The sequence below is a fragment of the Chitinilyticum litopenaei DSM 21440 genome, assembly GCF_000428145.1.
Lineage (GTDB): Bacteria > Pseudomonadota > Gammaproteobacteria > Burkholderiales > Chitinibacteraceae > Chitinilyticum > Chitinilyticum litopenaei.
In genome coordinates this window covers 1-16,809 of the sequence record NZ_ATZJ01000059.1, presented here as the reverse complement: position 1 = coordinate 16,809, position 16,809 = coordinate 1, and the positions used below count along the sequence as shown (strand labels likewise).

The 16,809-nt window shown below is 57.3% G+C and carries 13 protein-coding genes and 1 tRNA gene; all 14 read right to left on the bottom strand.

All coding sequences use genetic code 11. From position 1 onward, the window contains the following. On the bottom strand, positions 1 to 262 hold a 262-nt coding region (locus C515_RS0115655; protein WP_028456291.1), incomplete at its 3' end, for a GTP-binding protein. Between the two features lie 67 nt (positions 263 to 329). Continuing rightward, positions 330 to 2,426 (bottom strand): elongation factor G, encoded by a 2,097-nt coding sequence (gene fusA / locus C515_RS0115650; protein ID WP_028456290.1) that lies wholly within the window; start codon positions 2,424 to 2,426, stop codon positions 330 to 332. Positions 2,427 to 2,453: 27 nt separating this feature from the next. Beyond that, positions 2,454 to 2,924, bottom strand: a complete 471-nt coding sequence (gene rpsG, locus C515_RS0115645) for a 30S ribosomal protein S7 (protein ID WP_028456289.1) — start codon at positions 2,922 to 2,924, stop codon at positions 2,454 to 2,456. Positions 2,925 to 3,070: 146 nt separating this feature from the next. Further along, positions 3,071 to 3,445: a 30S ribosomal protein S12 gene (gene rpsL / locus C515_RS0115640; RefSeq protein WP_028456288.1), complete on the bottom strand. Its 375-nt coding sequence runs from the start codon at positions 3,443 to 3,445 to the stop codon at positions 3,071 to 3,073. Positions 3,446 to 3,605: 160 nt separating this feature from the next. After that, positions 3,606 to 7,847 carry a DNA-directed RNA polymerase subunit beta' gene (gene rpoC, locus C515_RS0115635; RefSeq protein WP_028456287.1) on the bottom strand — a complete coding sequence of 1,414 codons (4,242 nt, stop codon included), beginning with the start codon at positions 7,845 to 7,847 and terminating at the stop codon, positions 3,606 to 3,608. 177 nt (positions 7,848 to 8,024) lie between these two features. Next, positions 8,025 to 12,197 carry a DNA-directed RNA polymerase subunit beta gene (gene rpoB / locus C515_RS0115630; RefSeq protein WP_028456286.1) on the bottom strand — a complete coding sequence of 1,391 codons (4,173 nt, stop codon included), beginning with the start codon at positions 12,195 to 12,197 and terminating at the stop codon, positions 8,025 to 8,027. 178 nt (positions 12,198 to 12,375) lie between these two features. Continuing rightward, the gene (gene rplL / locus C515_RS0115625) at positions 12,376 to 12,747 is read right to left on the bottom strand and encodes a 50S ribosomal protein L7/L12 (protein ID WP_028456285.1); all 372 of its coding nucleotides are present in this window, start codon (positions 12,745 to 12,747) and stop codon (positions 12,376 to 12,378) included. A gap of 42 nt (positions 12,748 to 12,789) precedes the next feature. Continuing rightward, entirely contained in the window at positions 12,790 to 13,287 is a 498-nt protein-coding gene (gene rplJ / locus C515_RS0115620) for a 50S ribosomal protein L10 (RefSeq protein ID WP_028456284.1), read from the bottom strand. Positions 13,288 to 13,548: 261 nt separating this feature from the next. After that, positions 13,549 to 14,247: a 50S ribosomal protein L1 gene (gene rplA / locus C515_RS0115615; protein ID WP_028456283.1), complete on the bottom strand. Its 699-nt coding sequence runs from the start codon at positions 14,245 to 14,247 to the stop codon at positions 13,549 to 13,551. After that, complete coding sequence (rplK, locus tag C515_RS0115610) at positions 14,248 to 14,679, bottom strand: 50S ribosomal protein L11 (RefSeq protein WP_028456282.1); 432 nt, start codon at positions 14,677 to 14,679, stop codon at positions 14,248 to 14,250. Between the two features lie 80 nt (positions 14,680 to 14,759). Next, positions 14,760 to 15,293 (bottom strand): transcription termination/antitermination protein NusG, encoded by a 534-nt coding sequence (nusG, locus tag C515_RS0115605; RefSeq protein WP_028456281.1) that lies wholly within the window; start codon positions 15,291 to 15,293, stop codon positions 14,760 to 14,762. A 23-nt stretch (positions 15,294 to 15,316) separates the two neighbouring features. Next, positions 15,317 to 15,670: a preprotein translocase subunit SecE gene (gene secE / locus C515_RS0115600; RefSeq protein ID WP_028456280.1), complete on the bottom strand. Its 354-nt coding sequence runs from the start codon at positions 15,668 to 15,670 to the stop codon at positions 15,317 to 15,319. 58 nt (positions 15,671 to 15,728) lie between these two features. Continuing rightward, positions 15,729 to 15,804: transfer RNA gene (locus C515_RS0115595), tRNA-Trp, on the bottom strand. A gap of 47 nt (positions 15,805 to 15,851) precedes the next feature. After that, on the bottom strand, positions 15,852 to 16,809 hold a 958-nt coding region (tuf, locus tag C515_RS0115590), incomplete at its 5' end, for an elongation factor Tu (protein WP_028456279.1).

The following is a 16,809-nucleotide window of genomic DNA, read 5'->3' as shown; positions in this document are numbered from 1 at the left end:
AGTCAGCGTGGCCCGGGCAGTCTACGTGAGCGTAGTGACGGGATTCGGTTTCGTATTCAACGTGAGCGGTATTGATGGTAATACCACGAGCCTTTTCTTCCGGAGCGGAGTCGATCTGATCGTAACCCTTGGCCTCGCCACCGAACTTCTTGGACAGAATGGTGGTGATTGCAGCGGTCAGAGTCGTCTTGCCGTGGTCAACGTGGCCGATAGTACCTACGTTTACGTGCGGCTTCGTCCGTTCGAACTTTTCCTTAGCCATTGCTAATTTTCCTTTGATTTGAAATTTGGCGGGGGCTGACGCATGGCGCCAACCCCAAAACAGTCAATTACTTCTTGTTCATGATGGCTTCGGCAACATTGCGCGGAGCCTCGGAGTAGTGCTTGAACTCCATGGAGTAAGTAGCACGACCCTGAGACATCGAGCGCAGCGTGGTCGAATAGCCGAACATTTCGGACAGCGGCACCTCGGCCTTGATCATCTTGCCACCAGCCGGGTTGTCATCCATACCCTGCAAAATGCCACGACGGGACGAAATATCACCCATGATGTCGCCCATGTACTCTTCCGGCGTCTCGATCTCAACAGCCATCATCGGCTCAAGAATTACCGGATTCGCACGGCGCATCGCCTCTTTGAAGGCAATCGAACCAGCCAGTTCGAACGCAATCTGGGACGAGTCAACATCGTGGTACGAACCAAAGGTGAGGCGAACGGTTACATCAACAACCGGGAAACCAGCAAGAATGCCGGACTTCAGGGTGTTCTGAATACCCTTGTCCACCGACGGAATGAATTCACGCGGAATCACACCACCCTTGATCTCGTCGACGAAAATGTAACCCTTGCCTTCGCCCGACGGCTCGAGGGTAATCGTACAATCACCGTACTGACCCTTACCACCGGATTGCTTGGCATGCTTACCCTGGACGTCCTTGGCCACGGTCGTGATGGTCTCACGATACGCGACTTGCGGTGCACCCACGTTGGCCTCAACACCGAATTCACGCTTCATGCGGTCAACAATAATTTCCAGGTGAAGCTCACCCATCCCGGAAATGATGGTCTGACCCGACTCTTCATCGGTACGCACGCGGAAGGACGGATCCTCCTTGGCCAGACGACCGAGAGCCAGACCCATCTTTTCCTGGTCAGCCTTGGTCTTCGGCTCAACAGCCACGTGAATCACCGGATCCGGGAACTCCATGCGCTCAAGGATAATGACCTTGTCCAGATCACACAGCGTCTCGCCCGTAGTCACATCCTTCAGGCCGATCGCTGCCGCGATATCACCAGCGCGTACTTCGTCAATTTCCTTGCGGTCATTGGCGTGCATCTGAACGATACGACCGATACGCTCTTTCTTGTCCTTGACCGAGTTCAGCACGGAATCACCCGACTTCACGATGCCGGAATAGACGCGGAAGAAAGTCAGCTGACCGACATACGGGTCATTCATCAGCTTGAAAGCAAGCGCCGAGAACGGAGCTTCGTCGGAAGCAGTGCGGGAATCTTCATTACCGCGATCATCAGTACCCTTAACAGCCTCGATTTCAATCGGCGACGGCAGGAATTCGATCACGGCATCCAGCATGCGCTGAACACCCTTGTTCTTGAAGGCAGTACCGCACAGCATCGGCTGGATTTCACAAGCCAGAGTACGAGCACGGATTGCCGAAACGATCTCTTCCTCGCTCAGCTCACCGGTTTCCAGATACTTGTTCATCAGGTCTTCGCTGGCTTCGGCAGCCGTCTCGACCATCTTCTCGCGCCATTCCTGAGCCACATCAAGCAGATCAGCCGGAATATCACGATACTCGAACTTCATGCCCTGGGAAGCTTCATCCCAGTAGATGGCCTTCATCTTGATCAGGTCAACAACACCCTCGAAGGTGTCTTCCGCACCAATCGGCACAACCACCGGAACCGGATTCGCCTTCAGGCGAATCTTCATCTGCTCTACCACGCGGAAGAAGTTGGCACCCTGACGGTCCATCTTGTTCACGAAAGCCAGACGCGGAACCTTGTACTTGTTGGCCTGACGCCAAACGGTTTCGGACTGCGGCTGAACACCACCTACTGCACAGTAAACCATGCAGGCGCCATCAAGAACACGCATGGAACGCTCAACTTCAATCGTGAAGTCAACGTGCCCCGGGGTATCAATGATGTTGATATGGTGCTCAGGAAACTGCATGCCCATACCTTTCCAGTAGGTAGTGGTTGCAGCGGAGGTAATGGTGATACCACGTTCCTGCTCTTGCTCCATCCAGTCCATGGTGGCTGCGCCATCATGAACTTCACCGATCTTGTGGTTCACACCGGTGTAGAACAGGATACGTTCGGTAGTTGTGGTCTTGCCGGCATCAATGTGAGCGGAAATACCAATATTGCGGTAGCGCTCAATGGGAGTCTTACGAGCCACGGCTTATTCCTTAATGAGTAGTCGCGATTAGAAGCGGTAGTGGGCGAACGCCTTGTTGGCTTCAGCCATGCGGTGAACTTCGTCACGCTTCTTCATCGCGCCGCCGCGGCCTTCTGCAGCATCAAGCAGTTCACCAGCCAGACGCAGATCCATCGACTTCTCACCGCGCTTGCGAGCCGCTTCGCGCACCCAGCGCATCGCCAATGCCAGACGACGGCTAGGACGGACTTCAACGGGAACCTGGTAGTTCGCACCACCGACACGGCGGCTTTTTACTTCCACGATCGGCTTCACGTTATTGATGGCGGTAGAGAACACTTCCAATGCATCCTTGCCACCCTTCTTTTCGATCTGGGCAAGGGCACCGTAAACGATGCGCTCGGCAACGGCCTTTTTGCCGTCGAGCATAACAACGTTCATGAACTTGGCAAGCTCGGTAGAACCGAACTTCGGATCCGGCAAAACCTCGCGCTTCGGCACTTCTCTGCGTCTTGGCATGATATTAATTCCTCAATGTGACATTCAGTCGGGGTTTATCCCCAAGGCAGATCACCTGATCTGCCACTTACTCGATGGTTTACCCTGCACCGCAAAAGCGAGAGGGTCGCGTCCATCGACCACACGATACGACCACCAGCAAAGGCTTAAGCCTTCGGACGCTTCGCACCGTACTTCGAACGAGACTGCTTACGATCCTTGACGCCAGCCAGATCGAGGGAGCCGCGCACGCAGTGATAGCGCACACCCGGCAAATCCTTTACACGACCGCCACGGATCAGCACTACGCTGTGTTCCTGCAGGTTATGGCCTTCACCGCCGATATACGAAATCACTTCGAAACCGTTGGTCAGACGAACCTTGCACACTTTACGCAGAGCGGAGTTCGGCTTCTTCGGAGTGGTGGTGTACACACGGGTGCACACGCCACGCTTTTGCGGGCAAGCCTCAAGAGCAGGAACCTTGCTCTTGGCGACTTCCGCAACACGCCCTTTACGAACGAGTTGATTGATAGTTGGCATTGTTTCTTCCTACCAGGTTTAAATCCGCCGTGCTTTTGCAAGCCTGGCGACCCTGCAAATCCAAAATTGGAAATGCAACAAGCGGCACCCCGCAAGGGGCGCCGCCAAAAAAGACTTGAATTATATGAAGAATTCAAATCGCGAGTCAATGGATGAGTGCTTACTCATCCGCAGACTGCCCTTCCGCCACTACTTCGGCTGCGGCTTCGGCAAAGAGTGCCAGCGGATCGCTTGCAACTTCAGCCACACGACGGCGATTCTTGTGATACGCAAGACCGGTACCGGCCGGAATCAGGCGACCGACAATCACATTCTCCTTCAGGCCGCGCAGATCGTCGACCTTGCCCATGATGGCTGCCTCGGTCAGAACACGCGTGGTTTCCTGGAAGGAAGCCGCCGAGATGAAGGAGTCGGTTGACAGGGAAGCCTTGGTAATACCCAGCAGCACGTTGTCGTACTTGGCCAGCTCCTTGCCTTCCGCTGCCATCCGGTCATTGGCAATCAGCACTTCAGCGCGCTCAACCTGCTCACCCTGAATGAAATCGGTACCACCTGCATCGGTAATGATCACCCGACGCAGCATCTGGCGAACGATCACTTCGATGTGCTTGTCGTTAATCTTCACGCCCTGCAGACGATAGACTTCCTGCACTTCCTGGACGATATAGCGGCTGAGTGCCTCGATACCCTGCAGCTTCAGGATGTCGTGCGGATCGATCGGGCCGTCAACGATGGTTTCACCACGATTGACTACCTGACCGTCGTGGACCATGACGTGCTTGTCCTTCGGAATCAGGTACTCGTGAGCCAGGCCTTCCAGATCGGTAATGATCAGGCGCTGCTTGCCCTTGGTGTCCTTGCCGAAGGAAACGGTACCAGTCACCTCGGCCAGCATGCCGGCATCCTTGGGCGAACGCGCTTCAAACAGCTCGGCAACGCGCGGCAGACCACCGGTAATGTCGCGGGTCTTGGCCGATTCCTGCGGAATACGGGCCAGCACATCACCCTTGCCAACGGTCTGACCATCCTTCACGGTAATGATCGCACCAACCTGGAAGCCGATGGTTACAGCGGTATCCGTGCCGGTCAGCTTGACTTCGTTACCCGATTCGTCGAGCAGTTTGACCAGGGGACGAACGCCCTTGGCGGCACCGGCCTTGCGCTTCGGATCAATCACCACCAGCGTGGACAGACCGGTCACTTCGTCAACCTGCTTGACGACGGTGATACCCTCTTCCACGTTTTCGAACTTAACCTGGCCGGCATACTCGGTAATGATCGGGCGGGTGTGCGGGTCCCAAGTACCCAGCACGGCACCGGCCTTGATCGTTTCGCCATCCTTGACCAGCAGCGTGGCGCCATACGGAACCTTGTGACGCTCACGTTCGCGTCCATGATCATCCAGCACCAGCACTTCCGCCGAACGCGCAATCACCACCAGATCACCCTTCACGTTGGTGACGTAGCGCATGTTCGACGAGAAAGCGATATTACCGCTGGACTTGGATTCGACCTGGCTGGCCGCCGCTGCACGCGACGCCGCACCACCGATGTGGAAGGTACGCATGGTCAGCTGGGTGCCCGGCTCACCGATCGACTGGGCGGCGATTACGCCGACCGCTTCACCGGCATTCACCAGGTGACCACGTCCGAGATCGCGGCCATAACACTTGGCGCAGAGGCCATAGCGGGTTTCGCAAGACAGCGGAGTACGAACCTTCACTTCATCAATGCCCAGGCGCTCGATGGTATCGACCTCGTCTTCGCCCAGCAGAGTACCCGCTTCGTAAATGGTCTCCTGGCTGGAGGGATCGACCACATCGGCAGCAGCGACACGACCCAGAATACGGTCACGCAGCGCTTCGATCACGTCACCGCCCTGCAGAACCGCCTTCATGCTCACACCATTCTTGGTGCCGCAATCGTCCTCGATCACCACCAGATCCTGGGTCACATCGACAAGACGACGGGTCAGGTAACCGGAGTTCGCCGTTTTCAGCGCCGTATCGGCCAGACCCTTACGCGCACCGTGGGTCGAAATGAAGTAGTCAAGTACGGTCAGGCCTTCGCGGAAGTTTGCCTTGATCGGCGTCTCGATAATCGAGCCATCCGGCTTGGCCATCAGACCCCGCATACCGGCCAGCTGACGAATCTGTGCAGCGGAACCCCGCGCACCGGAGTCAGCCATCATGTAGATGGAGTTGAAGGACTCCTGCTTGACCTGCTTGCCGTAACGGTCCGTCACGTCCACGGTCTTCAGGTTGTCCATCATCGCCTTGGCAATGTCTTCACCGGCCTTGCCCCAGATGTCGACGACCTTGTTGTAACGCTCGCCATGGGTCACGAGACCGGAGTTGTATTGCTCTTCGACCTCCTTGACTTCCTGCTGAGCAGCCAGTTGCAACTCAATCTTGGCGGCAGGCACCAGCATGTCGTCGACGCAGATCGAAATGCCGCCGCGAGTCGAAAAGGCAAAACCGGTGTACATCAGCTGGTCGGCAAAGATCACGGTATCGCGCAGACCACAGCTGCGGAAGGACGCATTGATCAGCTTGCCGATCTCTTTCTTCTTCAGCGCCTTGTCGACGTGACTGAAATCCAGGCCCTTGGGCAGAATTTCCGACAGGATGGCACGACCAACGGTGGTGTACTTGCGCACCAGCTTGAACTGCCACTCACCATTGTCGTCCTTGAACCATTCCTTCAGACGCACATACACCTTGGTGTGCAGCGAGATTTCCTTGCTTTCGTAGGCACGACGGGCTTCGTTGACATCGGCAAAGTAAGATGCCAGCGACTGCTCCTGCAACGCCTTCTTCGTATCCGGCTCAGCCTCGCCCTTGCCGTTGATTTCGTCACGGGTCATGTAGTACAGACCCAGTACGATATCCTGCGACGGCACGATGATCGGGTCGCCGTTGGCCGGAGCGAGCACGTTGTTGGAGGCCAGCATCAGGGTGCGGGCTTCCATCTGCGCTTCCAGCGACAGCGGCACGTGAACGGCCATCTGGTCACCGTCGAAGTCGGCGTTGAACGCCGCACACACCAGCGGGTGCAGCTGAATGGCCTTGCCTTCGATCAGCGTCGGCTCGAACGCCTGAATACCCAGACGGTGCAGCGTCGGTGCGCGGTTCAGCAGTACCGGATGCTCGCGAATCACGTCTTCCAGAATGTCCCACACCACCGGCTCTTGCGACTCGACCATCTTCTTGGCGGCCTTGATGGTGGTCGCCAGACCCATCACTTCCAGACGATGGAAGATGAAAGGCTTGAAGAGTTCCAGCGCCATCAGTTTCGGCAGGCCGCACTGATGCAGACGCAGGGTCGGGCCTACGGTAATGACGGAACGGCCGGAGTAGTCGACGCGCTTGCCCAAGAGGTTCTGACGGAAACGACCGCCCTTGCCCTTGATCATGTCGGCCAGCGACTTCAGCGGACGCTTGTTGGCGCCGGTCATGGCCTTGCCGCGTCGACCGTTGTCCAGCAGCGAGTCAACAGCTTCCTGCAGCATGCGCTTTTCGTTGCGGACGATGATTTCCGGCGCACGCAGTTCCAGCAGGCGCTTCAGACGGTTGTTACGGTTGATGACGCGACGATAGAGATCATTCAGGTCGGAAGTCGCAAAACGGCCACCATCCAGCGGCACCAGCGGACGCAGTTCCGGCGGCAGCACCGGCAGCACTTCCATGATCATCCATTCCGGCTTGATGCCGGAACGCTCGAAGGCCTCCAGCACCTTCAGGCGCTTGGCGATCTTCTTGATCTTGGTTTCGGAACCGGTGCTTTCCAGCTCCTGGCGCAGCGTGGCGATTTCCTGATCGATGTTCAGGTTCTTGAGCAGTTCGCGAACCGCCTCGGCACCCATCATCGCAACGAATTCGTCACCGTACTCTTCAACCTTGTTGAAGTAGTCTTCTTCGGTCAGCAGCTCGCCGCGGTTCAGCGGAGTCATGCCCGGCTCGATGACGATGTAGCCTTCAAAGTACAGCACGCGCTCAATGTCGCGCAGCGGAATGTCGAGCACCATGCCCAGACGCGACGGCAGCGACTTCAGGAACCAGATGTGCGCAACCGGCGAGGCCAGCTCGATGTGGCCCATGCGCTCACGGCGCACCTTGGACAGTGTTACTTCAACGCCGCACTTCTCGCAGACCACGCCGCGATGCTTCAGGCGCTTGTACTTGCCGCAAAGACATTCATAGTCCTTGATCGGGCCAAAGATGCGGGCGCAGAACAGGCCATCGCGCTCCGGCTTGAAAGTACGGTAATTGATGGTCTCCGGCTTTTTCACTTCACCGAAGGACCAGGTACGGATCTTTTCGGGCGACGCCAGCCCGATCTTGATCGCGTCGAATTCTTCGTCCTGAACGACTTGCTTGAAGAGTTCGAGAAGGCCTTTCATATCAATTCTTCTCCAATAGAGAGGGGCTACACACCCACAAAGGTATCGAGCCACAGCCCTTTAGCTACTTAAGCCCCGGCTCGATACCCCGTCATTTCTGCCACTGCATGTAACCCCACCCGTGAGGGTGTGAGTCAGGTGCGCAAGGGGCTTGCCCCCTGCCACACCTCACACGGATCAATTGCGCTCGAGATCGATATCGATACCCAGCGAGCGGATTTCCTTCACCAGTACATTGAAGGATTCCGGCATGCCAGCGTCAATACGATGGTCACCCTTGACGATGTTTTCATAGACCTTGGTACGGCCATTCACATCATCGGACTTCACGGTCAGCATTTCCTGCAGGGTGTAGGCGGCGCCGTATGCTTCCAGCGCCCACACTTCCATTTCCCCGAAGCGCTGGCCACCGAACTGCGCCTTGCCGCCCAGCGGCTGCTGGGTAACGAGCGAGTACGGACCGGTCGAACGCGCGTGCATCTTGTCGTCCACCAGGTGATGCAGCTTCAGGTAATGCATGACGCCAACAGTGACCTTGCGCTCGAACGCTTCGCCGGTGCGGCCATCGAACAGCTGCATCTGCGTCTTGCTGTCGTTGAAATTCAGCAACTGGGTGCGGGCATCCTCATCCGGATAGGCCAGCTCCAGCATGGCGCGAATTTCGCTTTCCTTGGCACCGTCGAATACCGGGCTTGCAAAGGTCATGCCGGTGCGCAGACCGCTGGCCAGCGACAGCACTTCCGCATCGGACAAACCGCTGATGTCTTCCTTGCGGCCGGAGCTGCCATAAATCTTCTGCAGGTAGTCGCGTACTTCGGCCACATTGCGCTGCTCGCGCAGCATGCCGTCGATGCGCTGGCCAATCCCCTTGGCCGCCCAGCCCAGATGCACTTCCAGAATCTGGCCAATGTTCATCCGCGACGGTACGCCCAGCGGGTTCAGCACGATGTCGACCGGAGTGCCATCCGCCATGTACGGCAGATCTTCCACCGGCAGGATCTTGGAAACCACACCCTTGTTACCGTGACGGCCGGCCATCTTGTCGCCCGGCTGCAGGCGACGCTTCACGGCCACATAGACTTTGACCATCTTGATCACGCCCGGCGGCAGTTCGTCGCCCTGGGTCAGCTTGCGTTTCTTGTCTTCGAAGCGCAGTTCGAACTCAGCCTTCATCTGGGCGATCAGGTCCTTCATCGCTTCCAGCTGGCGAGCGCCTTCCTCGTCGGCAAGGCGGATGTCGAACCAGTCATGCTTGCTCGGCATGTCGGCCAGGTATTCGGCGGTAATCGCCGTACCCTTGGCAAGGCGCTTCGGGCCACCATTGGCAATCTTGCCAATGATCTGGCGCTCGATACGCTCGAACATGTCCTTTTCTACGATGCGCAGCTGGTCGTTCAGATCCTGGCGATAGCGGCGCAGCTGCTCGTCGATGATGGACTGGGCACGCTTGTCGCGCTCGACGCCTTCACGAGTGAACACCTGCACGTCGATAACCGTGCCGGACATGCCGGACGGCACGCGCAGCGAGGTGTCCTTCACGTCGGAAGCCTTCTCGCCAAAGATCGCGCGCAGCAGCTTCTCTTCCGGTGTCAGCTGGGTTTCGCCCTTGGGCGTCACCTTGCCGACCAGTACGTCGCCCGCTTCGACTTCGGCACCGATATACACGACACCGGCCTCATCCAGACGACCGAGCATGCGCTCGGACAGATTGGAGATATCGCGGGTGATTTCTTCGGCGCCCAGCTTGGTGTCGCGCGCCATGACCGACAGTTCCTCGATGTGAATCGAGGTATAGCGGTCGTCGGCAATCACCTTCTCGGAGATCAGAATCGAATCTTCGAAGTTGTAACCGTTCCACGGCATGAAGGCGATGGTCATGTTCTGACCCAGCGCCATTTCGCCCAGATCGGTCGATGCGCCATCGGCAATCACGTCGCCCTTGGCGATCAGATCGCCACGCTTCACGATCGGGCGCTGGTTGGTATTGGTGTTCTGGTTGGAACGGGTGAATTTGACGAGGTTGTAGATATCCACGCCGGTTTCGCCCGGCATCGCCTCATCATCATTCACACGGATCACGATACGGGTCGCGTCCACATAATCTACCTTGCCGCCACGCATCGCGGCAACTGCGGTGCCCGAGTCGATCGCGCAGGTACGCTCGATACCGGTGCCGACCAGCGGCGATGCGGCGCGCAGGCAAGGTACGGCCTGACGCTGCATGTTGGCGCCCATCAATGCGCGGTTCGCATCGTCGTGCTCAAGGAACGGAATCAGCGAAGCGGCAACGGAAACAATCTGACTCGGCGCCACGTCCATGTACTGGACGTTGGCCGGCGATTCGGTCGTGGTTTCACCATGCTTGCGGCAGGTTACACGCTCTTCGATCAGGCTGCCGTCGTCACCCACTTCGGCATTCGCCTGGGCAATCACATACTTGCCTTCGTCAATGGCCGACAGGTAATCGATTTCATTGGTGACCTTGCCATCCACCACGCGACGATACGGGGTTTCCAGGAAACCGTATTCATTGGTGCGGGCATAGCAGGACAGCGAGTTGATCAGACCGATGTTCGGGCCTTCCGGCGTTTCGATCGGGCACACGCGACCATAGTGGGTCGGGTGCACGTCACGCACTTCGAAGCCGGCGCGTTCGCGGGTGAGACCACCCGGGCCAAGAGCCGATACACGGCGCTTGTGGGTAATTTCCGACAGCGGGTTGGTCTGGTCCATGAACTGCGACAGCTGCGAGGAACCGAAGAATTCCTTGATCGCGGCAGATACCGGCTTGGCATTGATCAGGTCATGCGGCATCAGGTTGTCAGATTCTGCCTGCGACAGACGCTCCTTGACGGCGCGCTCGACACGCACCAGACCGGCGCGGAACTGGTTCTCGGCCAGCTCGCCCACCGAACGCACACGACGGTTGCCAAGGTGATCGATATCATCCACGTCACCGCGACCGTTGCGCAGCTCAAGCAGGATGCCGATCACGGCAATGATGTCTTCCGTCGACAGGACGCCGGAGCCTTCCAGGCCGCGCGAACCGACACGTTCGTAGAAACGGCGCTGCCAGCCCGGGGTACGCTCGTCATGCTTGTCCGGATAGGCGCGGCTGTTGAACTTCATGCGACCGACAGCAGACAGGTCGTAGCGTGCCTCGTCGAAAAACAAGCCCTTGAAAAGAGCCTCTACGGCATCTTCGGTCGGCGGCTCGCCCGGACGCATCATGCGATAGATGGCCACGCGGGCAGCCCACTGATCCAGCACATCGTCGGTGCGCAGGGTCATGGACAGGTAAGCGCCCTGATCCAGATCATTGGTGAAGAGGACGCGCACTTCCTTGATCTCGGCCTGCTCGAACTTGACCAGGAGCTCCTCGGTGATTTCTTCGTTGGCCTTGGCCACTACTTCACCGGTATCCGGATCCACGGCGTTGACGGCAAGAACGCGCCCCAGCAGGAATTCGTCCGGAACCTCGACGCGCGTGAGACCGGCGGCATTGATGTCGCGGATGGTCTTGGCGGTGATGCGCTTGTCTTTCTGGGCCAGTACCTTGCCGTCGTCGGTGACGATGTCAAACTTCGCGACCTCGCCCTTCAGGCGCTCGGGCACCAGCTCCCAGTGGATATCGCCCTCGTTCAGATAGAAGGTGTCGGTATCGAAGAATTCAGCCAGCATCTGCTCCGGCGTATAGCCAAGCGCCTTCAGCAGGATGGATACCGGCATCTTGCGACGACGGTCAATCCGGAAGAACAACAGATCCTTGGGATCAAATTCAAAGTCCAGCCAAGAGCCGCGGTACGGAATGATCCGCGCCGAGAACAGCAGCTTGCCCGAAGAGTGCGTCTTGCCCTTGTCGTGCTCGAAGAACACGCCAGGCGAGCGGTGCAGCTGCGAAACAATGACGCGCTCGGTACCGTTGATGACAAAGGAGCCATTGCGTGTCATCAGCGGGATTTCGCCGAAGTAAACGTCCTGCTCCTTGACTTCCTTGACGGTCGGCTTGGCCGCTTCGCGGTCCATGATGACCAGACGGACACGGGCGCGCAGCGGGGCGGCAAAAGTAATGCCGCGCTGCTGACACTCGATCACATCGAAAGGGGGCTCGCCCAGGCTATAGTGAACGAACTCAAGGCGCGCATTCTCATTGTGCGAGACAATCGGAAAAATCGAAGCGAACGCTGCCTGCAGGCCAATCGAGCGACGGTCACTGATCGGTACGCCAAGTTGCAGGAACTCGGTGTAAGAATCAATTTGCGTAGCCAGCAGAAATGGCACATCAAGCACGCTCGCCCGCTTCGCGAAACTCTTGCGAATGCGTTTCTTCTCAGTGAACGAGTAGTTCATACTCATAAACTCTCCATGGAGTGGGGCGCAAAGGACAAACCGCAAACGGCGCCAGAGCGCACGCGGTTTCCGGTTTGGCAATTACCAGAATCAACCGGCCGTAAGAATGCTGGCCGGATACAAACGCAAAAGGGCAGGCGGATTCCTCCGCCTGCCTTAAGCGATCACCCGGGGGTGATTACTTCATCTCAGCCTGTGCACCGGCTTCGATCAGCTTCTTGACGATAGCCTCGGCGTCAGCCTTGGCAGCGCCTTCCTTGACAGCCTTCGGAGCGCCGTCAACCAGATCCTTCGCTTCCTTCAGGCCCAGGCCGGTCAGTTCGCGAACAACCTTGATCACGCCTACCTTGTTGGCACCAGCGTTGGTCAGGATGACGTTGAATTCGGTTTGCTCTTCAACGGCAGCAGCAGCAGCACCGGCCGGGCCAGCAACTGCAACAGCAGCAGCGGAAACACCGAACTTTTCTTCGAACGCCTTAACCAGGTCGTTCAGTTCCAGAACAGTCATCGCGCCTACGGCTTCGAGGATGTCGTCTTTGGTCAGAGCCATGTCTAAATACTCCTGAAATCTTGTATCAATGCAAAAGGGAAATTAAGCAGCTTCGGCTTGCTTTTTCTCGGCCAGCGCGCCCAGCGCACGAGCCATGCCGGAAACCGGTGCCTGCATAACGAACAGCAGCTTGGACAGCAGCTCTTCGCGGCTCGGGATGCTTGCAAGGGCAGCAACCTCAGCTGCATTCATTACCTTGCCATCAAACGAACCAGCCTTGATGACGATCTTGTCGTCCTTCTTGGCAAATGTGTGCAGGACTTTGGCTGCAGCAACGGCATCTTCGGAAAAACCGTATACCAGCGGGCCAACCATTTGGTCGGCCAGCGCGGCAAACGGAGTATCCTGCACCGCACGGCGAGCCAGCGTGTTCTTCAGAACGCGCAGATATACGCCGGACTCACGCGCTTGCTTGCGCAGTTGAGTCATGCTGGCAACCTCAATTCCCCGGTACTCGGCGACGACGATAGTCTGAGCTTTCGCAACTTCTGCTGCGATCTCGGCTACGACGGCCTTTTTGTCTTCCAGATTGAGACTCAAGGTCTACCTCCATTGGTTATCAGTTCAGTGCGACAGGGTCACACCACCCAATTCAAACGGCGACCAATGTTCAGGAGACTCGCAGATTTGCAATGCAATTCGGAAAGTCATCTTGGGCACACCGTCTGCGTAGGCAGATGTTTGGGAACATCGGGATTAAGACCGGATACCGGTCACCTACGGTCTTTGACAATCCCGGCATTGCTGCCAGGCCCAAAGTCAGTGCGGAGCTGCATCTGAATGCAGCTCCGGGCAAGTCAATTACTGCTGTTGTACCGAAGCGGCATCAACACGAACACCGATACCCATGGTGCTCGATACAGCCAGCTTCTTGAAGTACACGCCCTTGGCAGCGGCCGGCTTGGCCTTTTGCAGGGCATCAACCAGCGCCAACAGGTTGGCCTTCAGATCAGCGGCATCAAAGGAAGCGCGACCGATGGTGGCGTGAATGATACCAGCCTTGTCGGTACGGTACTGAACCTGACCAGCCTTGGCATTCTTAACAGCCTCAGCCACGTTCGGGGTTACAGTGCCAACCTTCGGGTTCGGCATCAGACCGCGCGGACCAAGGATGGTACCGAGCTGACCAACAATGCGCATTGCATCCGGGGAAGCGATGACCACGTCGAAGTCCAGATTGCCAGCCTTGATGCTTTCGGCCAGATCTTCGAAACCAACGATGTCAGCACCTGCAGCCTTGGCAGCTTCAGCATTGGCGCCTTGGGTGAACACGGCAACGCGAACGCTCTTGCCAGTACCCTTGGGCAGTACAACCGAACCACGCACAACCTGGTCGGATTTGCGCGGATCAACACCGAGATTCACAGCCACGTCAACGGACTCGTTGAACTTGGCGGTAGCAGCACCCTTGACCATGGCAATCGCTTCGTCAACAGCGTAGAGCTTGTTGCGATCAACAGTAGCCTTCAGGGCGGCGAGACGCTTGGAAACCTTAGCCATTTACACGCCCTCCACTTCAAGACCCATGGAACGAGCGGAGCCGGCGATAATGCGCACGGCAGCGTCCAGGTCGGCAGCAGTCAGATCAGCCTGCTTGGTCTTCACGATTTCTTCCAGCTGGGCACGGGTCACCTTGCCTACCTTGTCGGTATGCGGCTTGGAAGAACCCTTGGTGATGCCAGCAGCCTTCTTCAGCAGAATGGTCGCCGGGGGGGACTTCATCACGAAGGTGAACGACTTGTCGGCAAACGCAGTAATCACCACCGGAATCGGCAGACCCGGCTCGATGCCTTGGGTCGCGGCGTTGAACGCCTTGCAGAATTCCATGATGTTAAGACCACGCTGACCAAGCGCCGGACCGATCGGGGGCGAAGGATTCGCCTTGCCGGCCGGAACTTGCAGCTTGATGTAGCCGATGATTTTCTTGGCCATTTGAAGCTCCTAAAAACGGGTCAAACGTGCGACTTGCGCACTCCCCAAATACAGCCACCCATTCGGGCAGCCAGACAAAATCAGACTTTTTCGACCTGGGCGAAGTCAACTTCCACCGGAGTGGCACGACCGAAAATCGACACGGACACCTTCAGGCGGCTCTTGTCGTAATCGACGGACTCAACGGTTGCATTGAAATCGGCAAACGGCCCCTCCGTCACACGGAGCATTTCACCAACCTCGAACATGATCTTCGGACGGGGCTTTTCGACACCCTCCTGAATCTGACGGAGAACACCCTCCATCTCGCGAGCCGACACCGGCAAGGGGCGATTCCCCACCCCCCCGAGAAAACCCGTCACCTTGGGAGTCGACTTCACCAGGTGCCAGGATTCATCCGTCATTTCCATTTCGACGTACACATAACCGGGAAAGAGCTTGCGCTCTGCAAGCACCTTGCGGCCATTCTTGACCTCAACAACCTCTTCGACCGGAACCAGAATCTGGCCAAACAAATGAGACAAGCCCTCACGCTCATAGCGTTCGCGCAAAGCCTTTTGCACACTCTTTTCAAACCCAGAGTATGCATGCACAACATACCAGCGCATTCCCATGCCCTTACTCCATCAAGTTGCGATCAACCACGACCCAGAATCAGGTCGTAAAACACCCAGGTCAGGGCTTGGTCGACAATGAGCATGAACAATGCAAGCACAGCCACAAACACAAACACCACTGCCGTCACTTGCCAGGTCTCTTTCTTGGAAGGCCAGACCACTTTCTTGGCCTCTTTCCATGAATCGAGCGCATAACCGAAAAAATCACGGCGCAACGCTGAAAACCAGACCATTCCGCAAGCCGCCAGCACGGCAAGCACCAATGCAGCAACCCGCGCTACACCTTGTGCCGCGGGCAAAAACTGATAAGCAACAGCACCAGCCACGAGCAACAGCGCCGCAGCAACAGCCTTGATCTTGTCTACGCGTTCCATATTCTTTTCGGCGAACCGATAAAAGAGAGCCGTCCCATAGGAACGGCCCTGTATATTGTGGCAGGCGAGGAGGGTCTCGAACCCCCAACCCCCGGTTTTGGAGACCGGTGCTCTGCCAATTGAGCTACTCGCCTGCGGAAAGAGCGGAATTATAGCAAAACCGCTCTTAACTGTGAACTACTTATTCGATGATCTTGGCAACAACACCGGCGCCGACGGTACGGCCACCTTCACGAATCGCGAAGCGCAGACCTTGTTCCATGGCGATCGGAGCGATCAGGGAGACGGTCACTTCCACGTTGTCACCCGGCATCACCATTTCGGTACCAGCCGGCAGCTCAACCGCACCGGTCACATCAGTGGTACGGAAGTAGAACTGCGGACGATAGCCATTGAAGAACGGAGTGTGACGACCACCCTCTTCCTTCGACAGCACGTACACGGAACCAGCAAACTTGGTGTGCGGAGTAATGGAACCCGGCTTGGCCAGAACCTGACCACGCTCAACGTCTTCACGCTTGGTACCACGCAGCAGCGCGCCGATGTTGTCGCCAGCCTGGCCTTGATCCAGCAGCTTGCGGAACATTTCCACACCGGTACAAGTCGTCTTGACGGTCGGCTTGATACCAACGATTTCGATTTCTTCACCAACCTTGACGATACCGCGCTCTACACGACCGGTAACCACGGTACCACGACCGGAGATGGAGAATACATCTTCAACCGGCATCAGGAAGGCGCCATCGACAGCACGCTCCGGAGTCGGGATGTAGGAATCCAGCGCGTCAGCCAGACGGAAGATCGCCGGCTCGCCGTACTCGGACTGATCACCTTCCAGCGCCAGACGGGCGGAACCAGTGATGATCGGGCAGTCATCGCCCGGGAAGTCGTACTTGGACAGCAGCTCGCGCACTTCCATTTCAACCAGCTCGAGCAGCTCAGCGTCGTCAACCAGGTCGGCCTTGTTCAGGAACACGATGATGTACGGAACGCCAACCTGACGGGACAGCAGAATGTGCTCACGGGTTTGCGGCATCGGACCATCAGCAGCGGAACACACCAGAATCGCGCCATCCATCTGAGCGGCACCAGTGATCATGTTCTTTACATAGTCAGCGTGGCCCGGGCAGTCTACGTGA